Below are 22627 nucleotides of genomic sequence, written 5' to 3'. Positions count from 1 at the left end.
TTTAGGCCGACGTCACGCGGCAGGCGCACTTCTTGAAATCGGTCTCCTTCGAGATCGGACAGGTCGCATCGAGCGTGAGCTGGTTGGCGAGCTGGCTTTCGTCGAAGAACGGGAAGTAGACGAGGCCCCGCGGCGGCTTGTTGCGGCCCTTGGTCTCGACCCGCGTGACCACCTCGCCGCGCCGCGTCTGGATCTTCACCGGCTGTCCGCGCAACAGCTTGCGCTCGGCCGCGTCGTCCGGATGCATGAACAGCGTCGCGGCCGGCACGGCACGGTGCAGCTCGGGGACGCGGCGCGTCATCGAGCCGGAATGCCAGTGCTCCAGCACGCGGCCGGTGCACAGCCACAGATCGAACTCCTTGTCGGGCGTTTCGGCCGCCGGCTCGAACGGACAGAAGATGATGCGCGCCTTCTTGTCCGGCTTGCCGTAGAACGACACGCCCTCGCCCGGCTTGACGTAGGGATCGTAGCCCTCGCGGAAGCGCCAGAGCGTCTCCTTGTTGCTGACGACCGGCCAGCGCAGGCCGCGCGCCTGGTGATACTGCTCGAAATCCGCCAGATCGTGACCGTGACCGCGGCCGAACTTGGCGTATTCCTCGAACAGGCCCTTCTGCACGTAGAAGCCGAATGCGGCACTCTCCGAATTGTCAAAACCCTTCTGGCACTCGGTGATCGGGAACTTGTTCACCTCGCTGTTGGCATAGAGCACGTCGAACAGCGTCTTGCCGCGCACCTCCGGCTTCTTGGCGATCAGCTCCTCCGGCCACACGTCCTCGATCTTGAAGTACTTGGAGAACTCCATCACCTGCCAGAGATCCGAGCGCGCCTCGCCCGGCGCCTTCACCTGCTGGCGCCAGAACTGGGTGCGCCGCTCGGCATTGCCATAGGCGCCCTCCTTCTCCATCCACATCGCCGTCGGCAGGATGAGGTCCGCAGCCAGCGTGGTCACGGTCGGATAGGGATCGGAGACGACGACGAAGGCAGCCGGATTGCGATAACCGGGATAGCCCTCCTCATTCATGTTCGGGGCCGTCTGCATGTTGTTGTTGCACTGGACCCAATAGGCGTTGAGCTTGCCGTCCTTCAGCATCCGGTTCTGCAGCACGGCATGGTAGCCGATGTTGCCCGGGATGGTGCCCTCGGGCAGCTGCCACACCTTCTCGGCCGTCTCGCGGTGCTTCGGGTTGGTGACGACCAGATCGGCCGGCAGGCGATGGGCAAAGGTGCCGACCTCGCGCGCGGTGCCGCAGGCCGAGGGCTGGCCGGTCAGCGAGAACGGGCCGTTGCCGGGCTCCGAGATCTTACCCATCAAGAGGTGCACGTTGTAGATCATGTTGTTGACCCACGTGCCGCGTGCATGCTGGTTGAAGCCCATCGTCCAGTAGGAGACGACCTTCTTCTTGGGATCGGCATAGAGCTTTGCGAGCCGCTCGAGATTCTCCTTCGGCACGCCCGACATCTTGTGAGCATAGTCGAGCGTATAGGGCTCGAGCAGCCTCTTGTACTCGTCGAATCCGATCTTGTCCTTGAACCCGGCCGGATCGAGCGCGCCGTCCTTGCCGGCCTTGTGCGAGGCGTTGAGCGCCTTGATCTCGAGGGCGTGCGTCGGCCGCAATCCGTAGCCGATGTCGGTCACGGTCGATGCGAACTCGACGTGCTTCTCGACGAAGTCCTTGTTCGTCGCACCGGAGTTGACGATGTAGTTCTGGATGTAGTTGAGGATCGCCATGTCGCTCTGCGGGGTGAACACCAGCGGATTGTCGGCGAGCTCGAACGAGCGGTGCTCGAAGGTGGAGAGCACGTGGACTTCGCAGCCCTCATGGGTCAGACGGCGGTCGGTCAGGCGCGACCACAGGATCGGATGCATCTCCGCCATGTTCGAGCCCCACAGCACGAACGCATCGGCATGCTCGATGTCGTCGTAACAGCCCATCGGCTCGTCGATGCCGAAGGTGCGCATGAAGCCGGTGACGGCCGAGGCCATGCAGTGGCGCGCATTCGGATCGAGGTTGTTGGAGCGGAAGCCGGCCTTGTAGAGCTTGGCGGCGGCGTAGCCTTCCCAGATGGTCCACTGGCCCGAGCCGAACATGCCGACGGTCGAGGGACCACCGGCCTTCAACGCGGTCTTCCATTTCTCGGCCATGAGCTTGAAGGCGTCGTCCCACGAGATCGGCGCGAACTCGCCGTTCTTGTCGAACTTGCCGTTCTTCATGCGCAGCATCGGCTGGGTCAGCCGGTCCTCGCCGTACATGATCTTGGACAGGAAGTAGCCCTTGATGCAGTTGAGGCCGCGATTGACCGGCGCATCGGGATCTCCTTGCGTCGCCACGACCTTGCCGTTCTTGGTGCCGACGATCACGCCGCAGCCGGTGCCGCAGAAGCGGCATACGCCCTTGTCCCAGCGGATGCCGTCGGTCTTCCCCGGCTGCGCGATCGCCGCATCCGGCAGCGTCACACCGATGGTCGAGGCGGCAGCAACCGCTGCGGCTGCCTTCAACGCATCGCGGCGGGTCGCCGTGGCTTCATTTCCGTTCGTCAACTTCGTAACCATCGTCGGTCTCTCCGGCTCAACGAATCTCAAATTGCGGAAGGGCGCGCGTGCGCGCCGGAATTCTGGCAGAGGCCGCCGCAGCAGGCGGCCGGCTCGGTCTCGATCGCGCTCTCGTCGTCGGGCGCATCGAAGGCGTGAAAGATCAGCGAGGCACTGACGACGCCGGGCAGGCGATGCATCGCGGCGATCTGGTCGATCGCCAGCGAGGCCGGCGTATCGACGACGGTCAGCGCAAGCCGGTTCTCGCCGGATGCGGCCTCGAGCTCGACGCCGGGCAACGCCAGGATCCGGTCCGTCAGACCGTCCGCGGCATCCGGTGCGAGATAGACGGCAACGCCGCAGATGTTGGTGGCCTCAGCCATTGTGCACGACCAGGTTTGCAAGTTCGGATACCAGCGCGATCCGGTCCCGCGGCGCGAGCGCGATGGCTTCGACCGGGCAGACCGGGATGCAGTCGCCGCAGCCGGTGCAGGCCGCGGCATCGATGACGGCGCCGAGCTTCTCGCGCGCGAGAATGCGGATGGCGGAATGCTCACAGGCTTCGACGCAGCGACGGCAGACCACGCCGTGTCTTTCGACGCAGGCGCTCGCGCTGGAGACGGTCGCCACCTGTTCGGGGCACGACTCGTTCACGCGCGGCGCAAGCGCGTCGCGGCCGGATGCGAAAGGCAGAACAGCAGAGAATAGTGAGCGTCGCGACATTGGTCTCGGCATATCCGAATCCTCACGGGCAGACCCGTGTTGAGGAATTTTCCAGGAGAATGCGCCCCATCGGGCACATCTCGGTCGACGCCGTTGTCACCGCTGCGGACCATAGGTTCGCGCTGTCCATGTTGCATTGCGCTAGATCAACCGGCGTCGCGAACGCGCGCAAGCAACGATTAACCTGCGGGTCGTTTGCCGCACGAAATTGCGCAAACCGGGCAAGGCGTTTACTTCGCCTTCACCTGCGACGTGATGAGGCGGATTTGCGGCCGCGAGGCGGGCCAGCGAAAGCTGACGACCGCCCGCTGACGCCTCGATCTTCGCTGCTGCATCCGGCTTGAAAGCGGGGGTCGAATGATTAACTTGGGGCGTAGCGAATCGCCGCCTTTTCGCCCTTCCTCAAGACAGATATGGCCAGTTTCACACCGCATCAGGATGCCGCTCTCAAGGCCGTCGGCGACTGGCTGAAGGCCAAGCCGGGCCGCAATGGCACGCCGCCGATCTTCCGCCTGTTCGGCTTTGCCGGCACCGGCAAGACCACGCTGGCGCGGCACATCGCCGACGGCGTCGACGGCGAGGTGAAGTTCGCCGCCTTCACCGGCAAGGCCGCCCTCGTCATGCGCAACAAGGGATGCGACGACGCCTCCACCATCCACTCCCTGATCTACCGCGCCCGCGAATCCGGCGAGGAGCAGCCGAGCTTCGAATTGTGGGACGACGCGCCGGCCTCGAAGGCGAAGCTGATCGTGATCGACGAATGCTCGATGGTCGACGCCGAATTGGGCCGCGACCTGATGTCGTTCGACTGCCCGCTGCTGGTGCTGGGTGATCCCGCGCAGCTGCCGCCGATCCAGGGCGGCGGCTTCTTCACCAACACCGAACCGGACGCGATGCTGACCGAGGTGCACCGCCAGGCGCAGGACGATCCGATCGTGCGGATGTCGATGGACGTGCGCGAGGGACGCGAACTCGACATCGGCCGCTACGGCGAGAGCGAGGTGGTGTCGCGCAAGGAGCTCGATCCTGACAGGGTCATGGGCGCCGACCAGGTGCTGGTCGGCCGCAACAACACCCGGCGCGCCTACAACATGCGGGTGCGCCAGCGCCAGAACATCGAGGACGTCTTCCCGGTCGCCGGCGACAAGCTGGTATGCCTGCGCAACAACCGCAAGAAGGGCCTGTTCAACGGCGGGCTATGGCGCGTGAAGTCGCGCAACACCTCGCGCGCGAAATCGCGCATCCTCAGCATGCGGCTGTCGCCGGACGAGGATTTCGGCCACAAGGTGACCAAGGTCTCGGTGCGCGCCGATTGCTTCGAGGGCGGCGTCGAGCAGATCGCCTGGGAGCAGCGCAAGCCCTATGACGAGTTCGACTACGGCTACGTGCTCACCGTGCACAAGTCGCAGGGCTCGCAATGGGACGACGTCGTGCTGTTCGACGAGAGCTTTGCGTTCCAGGACTCAAGGGCGCGGTGGCTGTACACAGGCATCACGCGAGCGGCGAAAAGGTTGAGTATCGTGGTTTAGGCGCCGAGGCCCGAGCCTCGACCTCCGCTGTCGTCCCGGACAAGCGTAGCGAAGCGGAGCGCCGATCCGGGACCCATACCCACAGGAAGATGATTGACGAAGACTCGGAGTGGGAGTTTTGCCTCACGCTCCTCCCTGGGGTTATGGGTCCCCGCGTTCGCGGGGACGACAGCGGTTATGAGGTGGCGTTGCCGCGCCTCACGCTCAGTTACTTCCCCGCGACAAAATAAAAATCTTCCCGTCCCGGCGGCGAGCCGTAGGTGAACGGCTGCTGCTCGTGCCTGGTGGCGGCCCAGACGTCGTCGCGGATGATGTCGAACAGTTTTCGGATCTCGATGCGCGGCTGCTTGATCTCGCGGGCCAGCGCGGTGGCGAACGGGCTGTTGGCACTGCCGTCGCCGTCCATCGCGGTCTCGCCGTGCTTGGCGGCGTAGACCACCATGAAGCCGGCGCCGGGCTCGATGTTGGAAAAGCCCTTGTCGACCAGCTTCAGCGACAGCGTGCGCTGCATGCTCGGCGCGAACGGATTGTCGCGGCAGGCATCCAGGACCACGAGACGCATTTTTCGCGCGGCACCGACCGCGGCGATCACCTGCTCGAGGGCGACCGCCTGGGTCTCGGCGTCCTTGTCGGCGGCGAGCTTGGCGTCGACGGGAACGAGATAGTTCACCCCGCCGATCTCGAAGCCGTGGCCGGCGTAATAGACCACGGCCCAGTCGGCCTTCTCCGCTTCCTCCGCGAAGGCCTTCAACGCGTCGAAGAACTTGTCGCGGGTGAGGTCATTGACGGAAATCACGCTCTGGAAGCCGACGTCGCGCAGCACGCTCGCGATCAGTTTGGAATCGCGCGGCGGATTGGGCAAGGCGTGGACGTTCTTGTAGGCGCCGTTGCCGATCACCAGCGCCACGCGGCGCCCGGTTGCCCCGGCCGGCGCCTGCGGCGTCAGCGCGGCGAGCCGCTCCTGCGCGACGGCACGGGCGCGGGCGACGTCGGGCTCGTCGAACTTCGTCAACGAATAGGCGGCCGCGCGGAAATCGGCGCGCGCCTGCGCGAGATCCTTCTTCCGCTCATAGATCTGGCCGCGACCGGAATGCGCGCGGATGTTGTTCGGATTGATCTGGATCGCCGTGTTGTAGTCCTTCAGCGCGGCGTCGAGGTCGCCCTTCATCATGCTGACGTCGGCGCGGTTGTTGATCGCGAACACGTTTTTCGGCTGCCGCTCGATCAGGCCGTTGCAGTCGGCAAGGGCCTGCGCGTACCTGCCCATCATGCCGTACGTGATGCAGCGGTTGCTGGCGATCTGCGGCGCGGCCGGGTCGATCTTCTCGGCCTCCGCGAAATCCGCGATCGCGCCGTCGAAATCCTTCATCAGCGTCCGCGCGCGGGCGCGATTGGTCCAGCCGAGCAGGAATTTGGGCGTGTATTTGATCGACAGGCTGAAATCGTCGATCGCGCTTTGCAAAGCGCCGCGGCGCGCATAGATGACGCCCCGATTGTTGTAGGGGACACCGTAGGTGGGGCGCTTCTGGAGGGCGAGGTTGTAGTCCGCCATGGCGAGATCGTCCTGGCCCTTGCGCTCATAGGCGAGGCCGCGCAGGTTGAGGGCAATGACATAATCCGGATCGAGATCGACCGCGATGGACAGGGTCTCGATCGCGTGGTCGTAATCGCGCTTGCTGATCAGCGTGTTGCCGCGCACGGAGAGCGCGATGGCCTTGTCCTTGCCGCTGAGCTTGTCGGCCTTCAGCAGATTGTCGCAGGCGCTCGCGCGGGCCTGGGCCTCCGCCTGGCGGTCACGGCAGAGGGTGAGATCGTCGGCCTGCGGGTCGGCCGCCGCGCTGAACAGGCCGGCCGTCAGGATGACGAGGGTCAGGGAAACGACGCGCAGCATGGGTCAGGCCTGCTCCAGCCAGATTCTTCTTGAGTCGATCATCGATCGCACCGGTTCATCTAGCGCGGAGTTCCCGGTCTCGCCAAGCCGCCGGCGCCCGGCTATCCCGCGCGGCTCATTTCACAGACTCGTGTCCGTCCCGTCGTAACAATCGGCGGCCGCGTCCGTACCTCGGATGGTGCGAAAACGCAGCCGGGCAACTGTTCGTCCGGCCCCGACCGCCCTAGACTGTCAGACCTTCCGAAAGAGGATCCGCCATGCGCCGACCTGCCCTCGCCTCCCTGCTCGCCGCAACCACCGCCCTCTCGCTTGCCTTTGCGCTGGCCTTTGCCGCGCCGTCCCGGGCCGCGGAGGATGCGGTCGTGATCCCCGCCCCAGCCATGGATGCGGCACCCGCGAGCGGGATCCAGACCGCCGTGATCGCCGGCGGCTGCTTCTGGGGCGTGCAGGGCGTCTTCCAGCACACCGCGGGCGTCGTCAACGCGGTCTCCGGCTATGCCGGCGGCACCAAGGCGACCGCCGACTACCAGACGGTCTCGAGCGGCCGGACCGGCCATGCCGAGGCGGTCGAGATCAAGTACGACCCGAAGAAGATCTCTTACGGCAAGATCCTCCAGATCTACTTCTCGGTGGCGCACGACCCGACCCAGCTCAACCGCCAAGGCCCCGACGTCGGCACGCAATATCGCTCGGCCGTCTTCACCACCTCCGACGAGCAGAAGAAGGTGGCGGAGGCCTATATCGCCCAGCTCAACGGCGCCAAGGTGTTCAGCAAGCCGATCGTGACCAAGGTCGGCGCGCTGGAGGCGTTCTACCCGGCGGAGGCCTACCACCAGGACTATCTGACGCTGCACCCGAACCAGCCTTACATCGCCTATAACGACCTGCCCAAGGTCGAGAACCTGAAAAAGCTGTTCGCGGATAACTACATTGAAAAGCCGACGCTGGTGAGCGCCAGCAAGGCCACCAACTGATCGCGAGATCACCGAAACAAACGGGAGACCCATGCCCGACACCAAAATGAAAACCACTGATAACAAGGTCATCAAGAGCGAAGAGCAGTGGCGGCGCGAATTGTCGCCGATGCAGTACGCCGTGCTGCGCGAGAAGGCGACCGAGCGTCCCTTCTCCGGCGAGTATGAGCACGACCACCGCGCCGGCACCTACACGTGCGCCGGCTGCGGCAATGTGCTGTTCGAGTCCGACGCCAAGTTCGATTCCGGCTGCGGCTGGCCGAGCTTCACCCAGCCCGCCGTCGAGAGCCATATCGACGAGGAGCGGGACGTGAGCCACGGCATGGTCCGCACCGAGGTGCTCTGCTCCAAATGCAGCGGCCATCTCGGCCACGTCTTCCCCGACGGCCCCGGGCCGACCGGCCTGCGCTACTGCATCAACTCGGCCGCGCTGAAGCTGGAGCCGAAATAAGGTTGCGCGCGGCCCGGTTCCTTCGTGGAACCCGGCCGCGCGATGTGCTTTTCTTGTCTGGCGGTGCGGCCGATCATCGCATTTGGCGGCCGCCAGGGAGGATGCCATGTCACTCGGGACCGTCCTGATCATCCTGGTGATCATCTATCTGCTCGGCGGCCTGTCCGGCCGCATCGGCGGTTACGGCTATGGGATGGGCCATTCCGGCATGGGCATCGGCGGCGTCGTGCTGGCGGTGCTGGTCGTCCTGCTGCTTCTTGGCAAATTGTAATCCATATAAGCCATTGTAATAATTTGATTAATTTCATCCGCGGAGCTGCCATGCGCGGATTCATCATCTCCCATCGCGGGGGTCGCATTTTTGTCAAATCGGCCTATATTAGAGGGCGAAATGGCATGTGCGGCGGGCTCGCTCGATGGCGGCCCCTGCCCTCCCAAACCCCACGCGCTTAAAGCCCCAGAGAAGATCACGAGGTCTTTGACCATGCGTCCACTGCGTCCGTTCAACTTCAACACCTCCGCCGAACTCTTCCCCGCCGCGATCCGCAAGAAGAAGCGCGCAGGCTTCACCTATCGCCGGTTCGGCACCGCGGCCGAAGCCGTGCAGTTCGCGATGGAGCAATTGCCGACGGATTCACTGAACGGCGCCTATCTCCAGGTCGAGGAAGCGCGTTTCGACCAGAACGGCATCCGCTCGCTCTATGAGAGCGAAGCCTTCCCGTTGCCCCGCCGTCCCAAGCCGGCGCCGGCCGAGACCGACGCCGCCGACGCGGCCTAAGTTTTCGCAAGCCTCCGATGTGCGCAGAAAGCGCGATGGCCGAAAGGCTGTCGCGTTTTTTGCGTTTGGGGGTTCTCCCCGCAGCGGCGCATCATCGACCAGATGGACTCGCGGCAAGCGCTCCCAGCCGCCGCGCTAAATCCGCGGCTGCTTGTCGAGCCAGCGGCGGAGCAGACGCACGTTGCGCATGTTGGCGCGGAACATCACGTCGAAAGCGTCGCCCGCGAACGGGACCATGCCGACCACGCCGTCGAGCGCGACATTGCCGAGCATGCGGGTGGTGATGTACCAGGGCGCGCCCAACGCGCGGGCCTCCCGCACCAGCCACAGCGAGATCGCCGTGGTGATGATGTCGCCGACGACGGGGATCAGGCCTATCAGCCCGTCGATGCCGTAGCGGATGTTGGTGCCGGGCAGGATGAAGGCGACGTCGAGCAGCTTTGCGATCGCCTCGATCCGCGCGATCCGCTGCTCGCGCGTCAGATTGCCGAACGGACTCCCGGCGAATGGATTGTCCTTGCCAAGCTCGAAACCGAATTCGCGAAACCCCTGCTGCAGCGTCTCGGGGCGGATTTCCCGGCCGTCCTGGTCGATGATCGGCCCGCGTGCCTCGGTGCCGGAAGAGGTCGCGCGCGAGCTCCCCGGACGGGATCTGCGTGGAGCTAGGATGTCGTCGTCGGACATGGTCATGGCCTTCAGGGAACGCGCGGACGCGGCTGAGGTTGCTGCGCCGCGTCCGAACGTCGCGCGCTCACGTCGGCGCCGCCACCGGATGCGGCTCCTTGATGTATTTATGCACGAGCCAGGACGAAATCACCGCCGGCACGAACCCGACGAGGCCATACAGGATGAACTGCACCGCGCCCGAATCCGGCCCGCGCGAGCTGTAGGTGAGCGAGGCCAGCACGAAGGCGAACAGGCCGACCAGGAGCATCCGCAAGCCCGGGCCGATCCGCCTGACATGGGTCAGGATGTCATCGACTGCGCCGATCATCAGCGAAGGCAGGAAGCCGAACAGATAGCTGTACTGCAGGGTCTTGAAGAACACCGCGAACAGCTTGCCGACCTCGCCGAGACTGGTCTGGGCCCAATAGCCGGACTGATAGGTCGTCGTCAGCAGCAGGAGGAACCCGCCGACGAACGGGCCCACCAGCGCAAACACCAGATAGCGTTTCATCAAACACCTCACGTTTCGCCGGTGTTATAGCAGCGCCCCGGGAACCTTGAATAGCGGGGCGAGCTCTGCCTTTGGAGGAACAAGTGGCAAGGCGACGAGTTCAGACAGGACCTGAATTATCCCTGTCAGATTGGAGCCGCCGATGGCCCGCAGATTTCTCCTGGCGACGATCACGCTGGCAGCCCTGAGTGGCCTGTCGAACGCACCCGCTCTTGCGCAAGGCCACATGGGCTCGCCCCAGGAACAGCAGGCCTGCTCGCGCGACGCCTCGCGCTTCTGCCGCAAGGACCTCGGCAATGACGGCGCCGTGCAGGGCTGCCTGCAAGCCAACCGGGCCAAGCTGTCGCGCTCTTGCAGCAAGGTGTTTCAGAGCCACGGCATGTGAGGACCGCGACCATCCCCAGCGAACGGAGAGTGAAGCCATGTTGCGCGACGAACAGCTCTCGATCCTGCGGGACATCAGCCAGTCCGTTGCCTTCGCCGACGACCGCCACGGCAAGATCGGCGAGCTCATCGCCGACGGCTACGTGATGAAGGACGGCGATTTGTTCGAGCTGACTGCCAAAGGCGTCACCGCCGTCGAGGAACACGCCGCCGCGCTCGGCGCGAGCGATGTGGAACAAGCGAGCGCCTCCTTCGATCGGATGATCTGATCGCGCGCGCACGCTTTGTGCGTGACGTCCACGCAACAGCTGCAAATTCCTTTGCACCTGCCATTGCAGCCGCGTGACAATGGCGCATACTTCGCTCGGGCGGCGCAGCACTTTTCGATTCGAACATCAAGAAATCGAGCGACCACATGCGGGACCAAAGTTCCCGACGTGAAGGCTGTGACATGCGGCAGATCAAGCCGTGTGCGGCGCCCCAAAAACCAAGTGGCTCAAGCTCACGGAACTCGGGGACGCATTCTGCATGACACGCTATCAGACGATCGCTTCGCTGCTTAAGACCACCGCTTCGCTGTTGGCCGTAGCAACCACGGCCATCGCACTCCAGACCTCACCCGGCCTCGCCTTCTCGTCCGAAGCGCAGCAGATGTGCACGGGCGATGCGATGCGGCTGTGCTCAAGTGAGATCCCCGACATTCCCAGGGTCAGGGCCTGCATGGTGCGGAACAAGGCCCAGGTCAGCCCCGGCTGCCGCGCCGTGATGGACCGCGAAGCCGCGGCATCAGCATCCCGCAAGCGGGAAGCGGCGGCGCAATAGTAATCCATGAAGAATGTCATTCCGGGGCGGTGCGCAGCACCGAGCCCGGAATGACAGCAATGCCTCAGTCGCCCCACTGTGCGAAGGCGTCGTTGAAGGCGCGTTCGCCGGGGGCGCCCTTCTCGATGGCGATGATGGCGCGGCGCTGATTGGCATAGACCAGCGGCACGTCGAACCACGAGCGCTCCTTCAGGAGCTGGACGTTGCGGGAGCGGTCGGCGTCGACATTGGACAGGCCGACCAGGAAGAAGCCGTCGGTGACCTTGACCGCGAGGCCGGCGAGCGGCGTGCCGCGCGCCTGCTCGTTCGACTTCATCAGAATGCCCGGCACGTTGGAGACACTGCCGCCGGGAAAATCCGGCGGCAGGATGAAGGTCAGCTCCGCCGTGTGGCTCGCCGGCAGCGAGGAATCGGTGTTGCGGCGGAACGACATCGTCATCTTGAACTTGCGGTCGGGGATCTCGATGTCGGCACGCACGGCGACGTCGGCCTTCTGGTTGCCCGACGCCTTGATCGGCTCGAGCCGCCCCACCACCGAGCCGACATATTGCTTGCCCTTCGGATCGGACGGATCCTCGTCATAGAGCACGACCTTCTGCGCCACCGGCGCGACCGGCTGGTCGCTGGCCGAGGGCTGGCCGACGCGATCAGGAATCTTGGGCTTGCTCTGCGGCTGGGACGGATCCTTCGGCGCCTCCACCACCTGGGTCGGCGAGGACTTGAGCAGGTTGGTCGCGATCTGGACCAGCTGCTTGCCCCAGAGGATGCCGGCGCCGACCAGGATCAGCACGATGCCGACGGCGATCGCACTCTTGAACGGGAAGGCGGAGCGCGTGCGGGCGCGCTTCTTGGCGTCGCGCTCGGGCGCGATGCGCGGACGCGGCGACGGCGGCTGCGGCGCGTAGCGCTCGGCCTCCTCGACCGACTCGTCGTAGGAATAGGGCGCGTCCTGCTCGCCGGCGCGGTTTTCCAGGCTCGGCTCGAGCCGGTCGAATTCCGGCGAGGGCGAGGGCACGTTGGCGTAGGTGCGGCGCGCGGCGCGGCTGGCCTGGGCGGCAGCGCCGCCGAGATCGTTGGCGTCCGCCGTGATGTCGCGGAAGCCGCGCACGCCCGGTGCCGGCGGCAGCGGCGGCGGAGGTCCGACATCGGGCGGACGGCGCGCACCGGCGCGATCGCGCCCGGCCGCCGGCTCCGGCATCGGTGGCGGGGCGGACGGTCCCGGTTGGCGCGGGGCGTCGAAACGGGGCGCACGCGGCGGACGCGGGGCCTCGCTCTGGTCATCGACGTTGAAGGAGGGACGGTCGGCGCGCGGCGGCGGCGGAGCCGGACGCGTCCGCGGCGGGGCCGGCGCGGCCGCGGCGGGGCTGCCTTCGGCAGCTCGGGTGCTGGCGCGGCGGAAGGCATCTCCGCTGCTGCCGCCGCGGGCGCCGCCACCGGGGCGCGAGGCCTCGCGGGCGCGCTGGGCAGCCTCCGATTCGACCTTGCGGACGGCCTCCTCCAGCGACAACCTTTCGCGGGTGATCTCGGATTCGGAGAGCGGCGGCTGCACGCTGCGCAACTGCGCGATCAACGCCGTGCGCGCCCGCTCATAGAGCGCGCGACGGCTTTCGCCGGGAGCGTTCGGGTCCAGGGCGGCAATAGCGCGGGCGATCAGCGGATAGTAATCAGCCATTTCAACTCAACTATACGCGCGTCCCGGTAAGATATCGTTAAGCCTCAAACGGATTTTGCACCAGGATAGTATCTTCGCGTTCGGGGCTGGTGGAAAGCAGCGCAACCGGGCACCCCACCAATTCCTCGATCCGCCGGACATATTTGATGGCCTGGGCCGGCAGGTCGGCCCAGGACCGCGCATTGGCGGTCGGCTCCTTCCAGCCCTCGATGGTCTCGTAGATCGGCTCGACCCGGGCCTGGGCGCCCTCGCCGGCGGGGAAGTGGTCGATCTCCTTGCCGTCGAGCTTGTAGCCGGTGCAGACCTCGATCGTGTCGAAGCCGTCGAGAATGTCGAGCTTGGTCAGCGCCAGGCCGTTGATGCCGCAGGTCCGGACCGCCTGACGGACCAGCACGGCGTCGAACCAGCCACAGCGGCGCGGACGGCCGGTGTTGGTGCCGAACTCGCGGCCGCGCTCGCCGATCCGGCGGCCGGTCTCGTTGTCCTGCTCGGTCGGGAACGGGCCCTGGCCGACGCGGGTGGTGTAGGCCTTGCACAGGCCGAGCACATAGCCGACCGCCCCGGGTCCGAGGCCCGAGCCGGTCGCCGCCTGCGCCGCCACCGTGTTGGACGAGGTGACGTAGGGGTAAGTGCCGTGGTCGACGTCGAGCAGCGCGCCTTGCGCGCCTTCGAACAGCATGCGTTTGCCTTCACGCCGCTTGATGTCGAGCAGCCGCCACACCGTCTCGGCGTAGGGCAGCAGCTCCGGCGCCAGCGCGCTCAACTCCTTCAAGATCACCTTGCCGTCGAATTCGGGCAGGCCGAGGCCGCGGCGAAGCGCGTTGTGGTGGGCAAGCAGCCGGTCGATCTTGTGCGGGAGCGTGTCGAGGTCGGCGAGGTCCATCAGGCGGATGGCGCGGCGGCCGACCTTGTCCTCATAGGCAGGCCCGATGCCGCGGCGGGTGGTACCGATCGCGGTCGCCGCACTGGCGGATTCGCGATGCGCATCGAGCTCGCGGTGCAGCGGCAGGATCAGCGTGACGTTCTCGGCGATACGCAGGTTCTCCGGCGAGACCGCGACGCCCTGCGCTCGCAGCTTGGAGACCTCGTCGAGGAAGGCGGCGGGATCGAACACCACGCCGTTGCCGATCACCGACAGCTTCTGCTCACGCAGGACACCGGAGGGCAGCAGCGCGAGCTTGTAGGTCTTGCCGTTGATCACCAGCGTGTGGCCGGCGTTATGACCGCCCTGGAAGCGGACGACGATGTCCGCCTGCTCCGACAACCAGTCGACGATCTTGCCCTTTCCTTCGTCGCCCCACTGGGCGCCGACGACGACAACATTGGCCATTCGCGGGTAATCCTTCGAAGATTTCTCTGTAGGTGGCACGATCCGAACGGAAAATTGGTACCCATTTTTCCGGAATCATGCCTGCGCCCAGCCCAATTCCCGGCCAGAGGCCGTTCGCACCGAGGCAGCCCAACCGGATAAAGGAAGCAGCCTCTCTAGGCAAGCAAGAACGGGGCATTTTCAGGGCTTCGAGGCTACTCCAAGCCTTTGATATCCCCGGAAAATCCAGAAACCTTCGCGGCCAGCGCGCAGGCTTCGACCAAAGCGTGAGAGGCTCAATCCGCCGCTGCATGGTCGCGATGCGTCCGCCCCCCGTTGATGCAGCTCCGATTTCCGTGTCTTTGGGCAGCGCCGGGCGATCAGCCGGCCCGGATCCCGCCGGGCTGGATGCCTCGGCGCACGCGGGGCACGCCAATCCCAATGTCCGCCACCGGCCAGACCACGAGCGCGGAGACATCCGGCCACAGCTGGATCGCCAACCAGCCTTATCTGCTGCTCAGCATCACCGCGCTGTGCTGGGCCGGCAACGCCATCGTCGGCCGGCTCGCCGCCGGCCACATCCCGCCGGTCACGCTGTCGTTCCTGCGCTGGTTCTTTGCCTTCCTGCTGGTGCTGCCGTTCGCCTGGAAACATCTTGCCCAGGACTGGCCCGCGATCCGCGGCAGGCTCGGCCTGATGATCACGCTCTCGGTCACCGGCATCGGCGCCTTCAACACGCTGCAATATTGGGCGTTGGAGCATACCCAGGCACTCAATACGCTGCTGCTGCAGTCGGCCGCGCCCCTGGTCGTGGCGCTGTGGTCGCTGGCCATCCTCGGCATCCGCCTCACCGTGGCGCAGGCGTTCGGCGTGCTGCTGTCGATGTGCGGCGTGCTGACCATTCTGCTGCACGGCGATTTCACCACGCTGTCGAACATCGAGTTCAACAAGGGCGACCTCATCTTCATCGTCGCACTCGTCATCTTCGCGCTGTATTCGGTGCTGACGCTGAAACGGCCGCCGATGCACGGCCTGTCGTTCCTCGCCTTCACCTTCGGGGCCGGCGCGGCCTGCCTCATTCCGCTAGAGATCTGGGAATTGTCCGCGCGCCCGGTCATGAAGCTCGACGGGCCGAACCTCTTGACGCTGTTCTACGTCGCGGTGTTTCCCTCGACGCTGGCCTATCTCTGCTTCAATCGCGGCGTGCGCCTGATCGGCGCCAACCGCGCCGCGCCGTTCTTCCACGTCGTGCCGGTGTTCGGCTCGATCATGGCGATGGCGTTCCTGGGCGAACACCCGCAGGCATTCCACTTCATCGGTTTTGCGCTGGTGCTGTCGGGCGTGTTCGTGGCGTCACGAAAGCAGGCGACGTAATTTATTCGAACTCTCGTAGGGTGGGCAAAGCGAAGCGTGCCCACGCATTTTTGCGATCGAGAGAGACGGGGGGCACGGCGCAAGTGCGCCTTTGCCCACCCTACGAGTCCAAGCGAGCGGAGAGATACCCCTCATCCGCAAGGGGAGAGGGGCAAAGCCAACGCCGCGTCACCTTGTTCAACATATTAGCCGCCAAAGGCGCCTCCTCAGGGTTTGCCTGCATTGTAGCATTGCGGCCGCGTGACTTGTGCCGCGACGGCAATCCGGCACAAGCTCGTATCCAACGCCAATGACGATTGCCTCGCCCGCGCCACCTGCCTCCAGTCCGGCCAGCTGGCTCAACAACCAGCCTTATCTGCTGCTCAGCCTGAGCTCGCTGTTCTGGGCCGGCAACATCGTGCTCGCGCGCCATGTCGGCGCGCATGTGCCGCCGCTGACGGTGACCACGATCCGCTGGTTCGGCGTTTTCCTGATCCTGTTGCCGTTCGCCTGGCCGCATCTGAAGCGCGACTGGCCCGCCTTGCGCAACAGCCTGCCGCTGATGCTGTTCCTGTCGCTGGTGGGCTTCGCCTTCAACAACGCGATCTCGTACTGGGCGATGCAGTACACGGAGGCGCTGAACGCGCTGCTGATCCAGTCGGCCGGACCGCTGTTCGTGGCGCTGTGGTCGCTGGTGCTGTTCGGCGTGCGGCTGACGGGTGCCCAGTTCGCCGGCATCGCGATCTCGCTTCTCGGCGTGTTGATCATCATTTTGCGCGGCGATCTCGCCGCGCTCGCGAGCATCAGCTTCAACAGGGGCGACATCATGTTCGCCTCCTCGCTGGTGGCGTTTGGGATCTACTCGGCCTTCATCCCGCGTCGGCCCAAGATCCACCAGCTCTCCTTCCTGTCCTTCACCACCTGCTGCGGCGCGACGATGCTGCTGCCGACCGCGATCTGGGAGGCGGCAAGCGGCCGCGTGCTGCAATTCGACGGGACGACGCTGGCGACGCTGGGCTACATCCTGATCTTTCCCTCGACGCTGGCCTATCTGTTCTTCAACCGCGGCGTCGCGCTGATCGGCCCGAACCGCGCCGCGCCGTTCTTCCATCTGGTGCCGGTGTTCGGCTCGGCGATGGCGATCGTGCTGCTCGGCGAAAAGCTGCAGCCGTTTCACCTGATCGGCTACGCGCTGGTGCTCGCCGGCGTCGTGATCGCCTCACGCCAGGGCTCGGCGGTGAAGTAATTCCGCGCGGCGGACGATGCGTGCTCGTGTCCCGGACAAGACGCAGCGCGCAAGCGGTGCGTCGCAGAGCCGGGATCCAGTTTGTGGCAGCATGGGCCCCCGTTCGGCAGCGCATCACGCCGCGAACGGCGGCGCGCTGCACTGCGCCCGGGGCACACGAGACAACTCGCGTCTTCCGATTTTGGCGAAGAGACGCTAGGTTCCCCGCCAACGAAAAAGAGGGAACGTCTCGATATGATTTCAGGGCTGATTCGAAACCTGCGTGCCGTCGGCGCGGCTGCATTGTGCCTCGTCGCCGCATCCACTGCACAGGCCGATACCTGGCCGAGCCGCAACATCACGCTTGTTTTGCCGTTCGCGGCCGGCAGCGGCACCGACACGACGACACGGCTGATCTCGCAGCATCTGTCGCAGGCGCTCGGCGTCGGCATCGTGATCGAGAACAAGGCGGGCGCCAACGGCATGCTCGCCGCAAGCTATGTCGCGAAGGCCGCCCCCGACGGCTACACGCTGCTGGTGACGACCAACACCACGCATTCGGCCAATCCCTATCTGCTCAAGAGCCTCACTTACGATCCGGTCAAGGATTTCACGCCGATCGCGCGCACCGGCGACCTGCCTTTCATGCTGGTCGTCAATCCGGAAGTGCCGGCCAAGACCGTTGGCGAGCTCGTCGCCTACGGCAAGGCCAATCCGGGCAAGCTGAGCTACGCCTCGGGATCGTCCTCCGCGATCGTGTCGGGTGCGACCTTTGCGCACAATGCCGGGCTCGACCTGCTGCACGTGCCCTACAAGAGCTCGCCGCCGGCGCTCAACGACGTCATGGGCGGCCGCGTCTCGATGATGTTCGTCGACATCCTGACCGGCCTGCCCCACGTCAACGGCAACGCGCTGCGCGCGCTCGCCGTCACCACCAAGGACCGCTCGCCGCTGGTGCCGAACCTGCCGTCGATGCAGGAGGCCGGCGTGCCTGATTTCGACATCTCGTCCTGGCAGGGCTATTTCGGCCCCGCCGGCATGCCGAAGGAGATCGTGACCCGGCTCAACGCCGAGATCCGGAAGATCGTCGAGAAGCCGGAGATCAAGGCACAGCTCGCCACCCTCGGCATGGACGCGTTCTCGGGCACGCCGGAGCAGCTCGGCACGTTCGTGAACGAACAGCTCGTGCTGTGGGAGAAGCTGATCACCAACGCGAAGATCGAGAAGCAGTAAGGACGGTCTCGTGTCGCGGACGCGGCGCTGAGCCCGGGGCACCGCTCTCGTAGGGTGGGCAAAGCGAAGCGTGCCCACCGTCAGGTCGTCGCAAAAAGAAAAGGTGGGCACGGCGCTTCGGCGCCTTTGCCCACCCTACGAATTTCGAGCGTTTGGCCTTACGCCGCGCGCACCTTGGCGAGGAAGCCGTCGACGGCGCTGCGCAGCGCGCCGGACTGGCTGTCCAGTTCGCGGGCGTTGGTGAGCACGTCGGTTGCCGCGGTGCCGGTCGCTTCCGCGGCCGAGGTGACACTGCCGATATTGGCGTTGATCTCGTTCGAACCGGCCGCGACCGACTGGATGTTGCGGGCGATCTCGCGGGTCGCTTCGCCCTGCTGCTCGATCGATGCGGAAATGCCGGCGGTGATCTCGCTCATCTCGGCGATGGTCTGGGTGATGCCGGAGATGGCCGTGACCGCGTCGCTGGTCGAGGTCTGCATCGCCGCGACCTGCGCGGAGATCTCCTCGGTCGCCTTGGCGGTCTGGTTGGCCAGCGCCTTGACCTCGGAGGCGACGACCGCGAATCCGCGGCCGGATTCACCGGCGCGTGCCGCCTCGATGGTGGCGTTGAGCGCGAGCAGATTGGTCTGCGCTGCGATCGAATGGATCAGCTTGACGACTTCGCCGATCTTCTCGGCGCCGGTCGAGAGCACCTGCACGGTGGCATTGGTACGCTCGGCGTCGCTGACGGCGCGGCTGGCGACTTCGGTCGAGCGCGTGACCTGGCGGGAGATTTCCGCAACCGAGCTCGACAGCTCTTCGGCGGCCGCCGCAACCGTGCCGACATTGCCGGAGGCTTTTTGCGAGGCAGCGCCGACCGTCGCCGCGCGCGAGGAGGCGTCGCTGGCGGTCGCGGTCATCGACTGCGCCGTCGTCTGCATGCCGGCCGCGGCCGAGGAGACCGAGCGGACGATGCCGTTGACGCTGCGTTCGAAGTCGTTGGCGATGCCTTCCATCGCGCTGCGACGTTCCGCCGCGACGCGTTCCTTGGCATCGGCTTCGGTCCTTTCGAGGTCGCGGATGCGGACCGCGTTGTCCTTGAAGATCTGGACGGTGGAGGCCATCGCGCCGACCTCGTCGCCGCGGCCGACGCCGGGAATGTCGCCCTCGAGCTTGCCGTCGGCGAGATCCTTCATGCGGGCGCCAAGCAGCGCCAGCGGGCGGCTGATGCCGCGGCCGATCAGCCAGGCGACGCTGCCGGCGACAATGAATATGCCGAGCATGGCAAAGCCGAGCAGCCAATAGACCGGACCCATCTTGGCGTCGATGTCGTCGAGATAAGCGCCGGTGCCGAGATACATGTCGAAGCCGGGCACCGCCACCGCGTAGCCGATCTTGCGGATCGGCGTCGGCTGACCGGGCTTCATGTATTCATAATGCAGCAGGATCGAACCGTTGGCCTTGACGCCGTCCATCAGCTCGACCGACAGCTTGCGGCCGTTGGTCACGACATCCATGCGGTTGGTGCCGATCTGCTTGGGATCCGGCGCGAGCTGCGTGATGCCTTCATACGACGTACCGAACAGATAGCCCGCGCCGTTGTCGTAGGTCATCGAATTGCCGTAGCGGCGAAGCTCGGCCATGGCCGCGTCCTTCGTCAGCTCGCCGGCGTCGACGCGCTTCTTCAGAGCGCCCGCATAGTTGCGTGCCAGCTCGACGATCGCCTTGGCCTGATCGATGCGCGCATTCACCATCTCGCGCTTCATCAGATAGCCGGCGAGGACACCGGAGATGCACAGGCCGAACAAGGTGACGCCGACAAGGATGCCGAGCTTCGGGGCGATCTTCAGATTGCTCAATTTCACGATTAGCTCCGGCAATAATGGGATACGGGCGCGCGACAGATCGATCGAAATCGAAATAACTTTTAGGGAGAGAGCCTTAGCAAGTTACTTACGTGCCTCCGTAGAAGCCCGGACGCAGCCGCAATAAACGGCAATTTATCTCCGCACCGGCAACCAACGATTGTACGCGACCGCTCCGATTTCGCGTAAAAGACGCAAAGGCCCGCCCGCGGAGACGGGTCACAACAAGAACCGACAAACCAAATCGGGAGCGAGAAAATGCCGAAATACAGGGTGGTGACGCCGAAGGGCGCGAGCTTCACGGTCGCGGGCAGCGACTATTCCTTTGAGCGCGAGGCGCTCGATCCGATCGACGCCGAGATCATCGAGGCTCCTGCCGACGAGGCCGGGTTCATCGCCGCCGCAAAGACCGCGGACGCCATCTATGCCAAGGGCATCCCGATCACCAAGACCATCATCGACAGCTTGCAGACCTGCAAGGTCATCACGCTCGGCTCGGTCGGCGTCGACAGCGTCGACGTCAAGGCTGCCACCGCGCGCGGCATTCCCGTCACCAACATTCCGGACACCTTCATCGAAGAGGTCGCCGATCACGCCATGATGCTGCTGCTCGCCAGCTTCCGCCGCCTGGTCGAGCAGGACCGCATGGTGCGTGACGGCCGCTGGGCGGAGGGCCGGCCGGCGCTGCTCAAGGTTCCGAGGCTGATGGGCCAGACGCTCGGCTTCGTCTCGTTCGGCCGCGTCGCGCGTGCAGTTGCGAAACGCGCCGCGCCGTTCGGCCTGCGCATGATGGCCTACGATCCCTTCATCCAGGAAACGCTGATGTACGATCACGGCGTGATCCCGGCGACGCTGAACGAGGTGCTGTCGCAATCCGACTTCGTCTCGATGCATGCCCCGGCAAGGCCCGAGGTGCATCACATGCTGACCGAGAAGCACTTTCGGCAGATGAAGAAGGGCTCGATCTTCATCAACACCGGGCGCGGCGCAACCGTGGACGAGGAGAGCCTGATCAAGGCGCTGCAGGAAGGCTGGATCGCGCACGCCGCGCTCGACGTGCTGGAGAAGGAGCCGCCCTCGCACAACAATCCCCTGCTTGGCATGGAGAACGTGACCCTGACCGCCCATGTCGCTTCGGCCTCGGCACGGTTTGACGAAGCGCGCAAGCGCCGCGTGGGCTACGAATTGTCACTGGTGCTTCAGGGCATGTGGCCGGTAAGCTGCGTCAATCCGTCGGTGCTGCAAGACACCACGCTCCGCCGCTGGCAACCCGTCAGCATGGATCGCGGGCCGAACAGCTAGGCGGCCGGCGCCAAGGCGCCAGAGGCGAAACGGCCCTTCACCGGCGATCAACGCCGGGAAGGGGACATCATAGGGAGGAACTGATGAGGAACGACATCACACGTCGTGATGCCTTGGCGCTGGGCCTGTCCGCTGCAACGCTCGCGGCCACCGGTGCTGCAGCGCAAACAACATCATCGACAATCAAGGCCGCCGACGTGGCGGCGCCCAAGCTTGCGATCGAGAAGGGCGCATCCTTGCGCATGCTGCGCCCGGTGCGCTTCGTCCAGGCCGACGAGGACGTGTTCCGTGCCAATGCAGCAAAGTTCACCAAGGAGACCGGCGTCGAGGTCAAGGTCGATTTCGTCGGCTGGGAGGACATCAACCAGCAGACCGCGGTCACCTCGAACTCCGGCGCGGGCCCCGACATCATCATCGGCTTCTCCGACGCTCCCCACATCTACGTCGACAAGCTGATCGAGCTGACCGACGTCGCCGACTATGTCGGCAAGCGCTATGGCGGCTGGCTGCCGCTTGCGCAGCGCTACGGCAAGAAGAACAAGAGCGACGCCTGGATCGGCCTGCCGTTCGGTGCAACCGCAGGGCCCCTGATCTACCGCAAGTCGATCCTGCAATCGGTCGGCTTCGACAGGGTGCCGGAAGACCATGCCGGAATCCTCGACCTGTGCCAGAAGCTGCACAAGGCCGGCAAACCAGCCGGCTTCGCGCTCGGCAACGCCAAGGGCGACGGCAACGGCTTCGCCAATTGGGCGCTGTGGTCGCACAATGCTTCCCTGCTCGACGAGGAAGGCAATGTCGTCATCAACAGCAAGGAGACCATCGCGGCGCTGAACTGGGTCAAGCAGATCTACCCGACCTTCATCGCCGGCACGCCGTCGTGGAACGACGTCAGCAACAACCGCGCCTATTCCTCGCAGGAGATCTCCCTGACCGCCAACGGCGTCTCGCTGTACTTCTCGCTCAAGAACGACCCGGCGACCAAGGCGATCGCCGAGGACAGCGAGCATCAGCTGCTGCCCAAGGGCCTGGCCAAGGTCTCTCCGATGGCGGGCCTGACACTCAACGCGATGGTGTTCAAGCACAGCCAGTACCCCAACGCCGCAAAGGCCTTCCTGCAATACATGCTGGAAAAGGACCAGTACGAGCCCTGGCTCAATGCCAATTCCGGCTACTGGTCGCAGCCGCTGGCCGCCTATGCCGAGGCCGCGGTGTGGTCGCAGGATCCCAAGGTGAAGCTGTTCAAGGACACGATGAACAGCACTTACTATGACGGCTACAAGGGCCCGATCTCGACGGCGACCGGAGCCGTCAGCGCCGACTACGTGCTGATTCAGATGTGCGCGTCCGTTGCGACCGGTGCGGCCACGCCGGAGGCCGCGGCCGCGGAAGCCGAGCAGCGCTGCAAGCGGTACTTCCGGCGGCAGCGGTAA

The 22627-nt window shown here is 65.3% G+C and carries 22 protein-coding genes; 13 read left to right on the top strand and 9 right to left on the bottom strand.

Annotated elements, in window-relative coordinates:
* Position 1 precedes the first annotated feature (1 nt).
* From napA to IC66_RS0117315, 3 genes are read right to left on the bottom strand one after another with little or no spacing between them, the layout of a single operon-like run.
* A complete protein-coding gene (gene napA, locus IC66_RS0117325) occupies positions 2 to 2551 on the bottom strand; it encodes a nitrate reductase catalytic subunit NapA (protein ID WP_038948467.1) in 2550 nt (849 codons plus the stop codon).
* Positions 2552 to 2577: 26 nt separating this feature from the next.
* Entirely contained in the window at positions 2578 to 2913 is a 336-nt protein-coding gene (locus tag IC66_RS0117320; RefSeq protein ID WP_049801838.1) for a chaperone NapD, read from the bottom strand.
* Positions 2906 to 3184 carry a 4Fe-4S dicluster domain-containing protein gene (locus IC66_RS0117315; protein ID WP_157158058.1) on the bottom strand — a complete coding sequence of 93 codons (279 nt, stop codon included), beginning with the start codon at positions 3182 to 3184 and terminating at the stop codon, positions 2906 to 2908. Before IC66_RS0117315 ends, IC66_RS0117320 begins: the two co-directional genes overlap by 8 nt.
* A 482-nt stretch (positions 3185 to 3666) precedes the next feature.
* On the opposite strand from IC66_RS0117315, the gene IC66_RS0117310 reads away from it, so the two are divergent.
* Positions 3667 to 4782 carry an ATP-dependent DNA helicase gene (locus IC66_RS0117310; RefSeq protein WP_028140233.1) on the top strand — a complete coding sequence of 372 codons (1116 nt, stop codon included), beginning with the start codon at positions 3667 to 3669 and terminating at the stop codon, positions 4780 to 4782.
* 208 nt (positions 4783 to 4990) lie between these two features.
* On the opposite strand, the gene IC66_RS0117305 is transcribed toward IC66_RS0117310, so the two are convergent.
* A complete protein-coding gene (locus IC66_RS0117305; RefSeq protein WP_028140234.1) occupies positions 4991 to 6673 on the bottom strand; it encodes a tetratricopeptide repeat protein in 1683 nt (560 codons plus the stop codon).
* 257 nt (positions 6674 to 6930) lie between these two features.
* Between IC66_RS0117305 and msrA the strand changes: the two genes are divergently transcribed.
* From msrA to IC66_RS0117285, 4 genes are all read left to right on the top strand, one after another.
* A complete protein-coding gene (msrA, locus tag IC66_RS0117300; protein WP_028140235.1) occupies positions 6931 to 7647 on the top strand; it encodes a peptide-methionine (S)-S-oxide reductase MsrA in 717 nt (238 codons plus the stop codon).
* Between the two features lie 31 nt (positions 7648 to 7678).
* Positions 7679 to 8098, top strand: coding sequence for a peptide-methionine (R)-S-oxide reductase MsrB (gene msrB, locus IC66_RS0117295; RefSeq protein ID WP_028140236.1), 420 nt, complete (start codon positions 7679 to 7681; stop codon positions 8096 to 8098).
* Between the two features lie 106 nt (positions 8099 to 8204).
* On the top strand, positions 8205 to 8369 hold the full coding sequence (locus IC66_RS43450; protein ID WP_080670079.1) for a DUF3309 family protein: 165 nt from the start codon (positions 8205 to 8207) through the stop codon (positions 8367 to 8369).
* 213 nt (positions 8370 to 8582) lie between these two features.
* Complete coding sequence (locus IC66_RS0117285; RefSeq protein WP_018318374.1) at positions 8583 to 8876, top strand: hypothetical protein; 294 nt, start codon at positions 8583 to 8585, stop codon at positions 8874 to 8876.
* A 135-nt stretch (positions 8877 to 9011) separates the two neighbouring features.
* Here the strand turns inward: IC66_RS0117285 and IC66_RS0117280 are convergent, their stop codons facing one another.
* Both IC66_RS0117280 and IC66_RS0117275 read right to left on the bottom strand, forming a co-directional pair.
* On the bottom strand, positions 9012 to 9566 hold the full coding sequence (locus tag IC66_RS0117280; RefSeq protein ID WP_038948464.1) for a DUF4112 domain-containing protein: 555 nt from the start codon (positions 9564 to 9566) through the stop codon (positions 9012 to 9014).
* Positions 9567 to 9627: 61 nt separating this feature from the next.
* A complete protein-coding gene (locus IC66_RS0117275; protein ID WP_028140238.1) occupies positions 9628 to 10053 on the bottom strand; it encodes a DUF5413 family protein in 426 nt (141 codons plus the stop codon).
* 142 nt (positions 10054 to 10195) lie between these two features.
* Between IC66_RS0117275 and IC66_RS0117270 the strand changes: the two genes are divergently transcribed.
* The 3 genes from IC66_RS0117270 (at position 10196) to IC66_RS43445 (ending at position 11259) form a co-directional block, all read left to right on the top strand.
* Positions 10196 to 10438: a hypothetical protein gene (locus IC66_RS0117270; RefSeq protein WP_028140239.1), complete on the top strand. Its 243-nt coding sequence runs from the start codon at positions 10196 to 10198 to the stop codon at positions 10436 to 10438.
* A gap of 37 nt (positions 10439 to 10475) precedes the next feature.
* Complete coding sequence (locus IC66_RS0117265) at positions 10476 to 10706, top strand: hypothetical protein (RefSeq protein ID WP_026202008.1); 231 nt, start codon at positions 10476 to 10478, stop codon at positions 10704 to 10706.
* Between the two features lie 259 nt (positions 10707 to 10965).
* A complete protein-coding gene (locus tag IC66_RS43445; protein WP_162832256.1) occupies positions 10966 to 11259 on the top strand; it encodes a hypothetical protein in 294 nt (97 codons plus the stop codon).
* A gap of 64 nt (positions 11260 to 11323) precedes the next feature.
* Here the strand turns inward: IC66_RS43445 and IC66_RS0117255 are convergent, their stop codons facing one another.
* The gene (locus tag IC66_RS0117255) at positions 11324 to 12931 is read right to left on the bottom strand and encodes a hypothetical protein (protein ID WP_038948462.1); all 1608 of its coding nucleotides are present in this window, start codon (positions 12929 to 12931) and stop codon (positions 11324 to 11326) included.
* A 37-nt stretch (positions 12932 to 12968) separates the two neighbouring features.
* A complete protein-coding gene (locus IC66_RS0117250) occupies positions 12969 to 14261 on the bottom strand; it encodes an adenylosuccinate synthase (RefSeq protein ID WP_028140242.1) in 1293 nt (430 codons plus the stop codon).
* A 420-nt stretch (positions 14262 to 14681) separates the two neighbouring features.
* Between IC66_RS0117250 and IC66_RS0117245 the strand changes: the two genes are divergently transcribed.
* From IC66_RS0117245 to IC66_RS0117235, 3 genes are all read left to right on the top strand, one after another.
* On the top strand, positions 14682 to 15614 hold the full coding sequence (locus tag IC66_RS0117245; RefSeq protein WP_038948461.1) for a DMT family transporter: 933 nt from the start codon (positions 14682 to 14684) through the stop codon (positions 15612 to 15614).
* 289 nt (positions 15615 to 15903) lie between these two features.
* Positions 15904 to 16839: a DMT family transporter gene (locus IC66_RS0117240; RefSeq protein ID WP_038948459.1), complete on the top strand. Its 936-nt coding sequence runs from the start codon at positions 15904 to 15906 to the stop codon at positions 16837 to 16839.
* Positions 16840 to 17073: 234 nt separating this feature from the next.
* Positions 17074 to 18051, top strand: coding sequence for a Bug family tripartite tricarboxylate transporter substrate binding protein (locus IC66_RS0117235; protein ID WP_038948458.1), 978 nt, complete (start codon positions 17074 to 17076; stop codon positions 18049 to 18051).
* A 158-nt stretch (positions 18052 to 18209) separates the two neighbouring features.
* Here the strand turns inward: IC66_RS0117235 and IC66_RS0117230 are convergent, their stop codons facing one another.
* Positions 18210 to 19895 (bottom strand): methyl-accepting chemotaxis protein, encoded by a 1686-nt coding sequence (locus IC66_RS0117230; RefSeq protein WP_028140246.1) that lies wholly within the window; start codon positions 19893 to 19895, stop codon positions 18210 to 18212.
* 258 nt (positions 19896 to 20153) lie between these two features.
* Between IC66_RS0117230 and IC66_RS0117225 the strand changes: the two genes are divergently transcribed.
* Positions 20154 to 21197 (top strand): C-terminal binding protein, encoded by a 1044-nt coding sequence (locus tag IC66_RS0117225; protein ID WP_038948457.1) that lies wholly within the window; start codon positions 20154 to 20156, stop codon positions 21195 to 21197.
* 83 nt (positions 21198 to 21280) lie between these two features.
* The gene (locus IC66_RS0117220) at positions 21281 to 22627 is read left to right on the top strand and encodes an ABC transporter substrate-binding protein (RefSeq protein WP_038948454.1); all 1347 of its coding nucleotides are present in this window, start codon (positions 21281 to 21283) and stop codon (positions 22625 to 22627) included.

The sequence above is a fragment of the Bradyrhizobium genomosp. III genome, assembly GCF_000261705.1.
In the GTDB taxonomy this organism is placed as follows: Bacteria; Pseudomonadota; Alphaproteobacteria; order Rhizobiales; family Xanthobacteraceae; genus Bradyrhizobium; species Bradyrhizobium ottawaense.
Note: the sequence above shows the minus strand (reverse complement) of the source record. Positions and strands in the feature narration are given on the sequence as shown.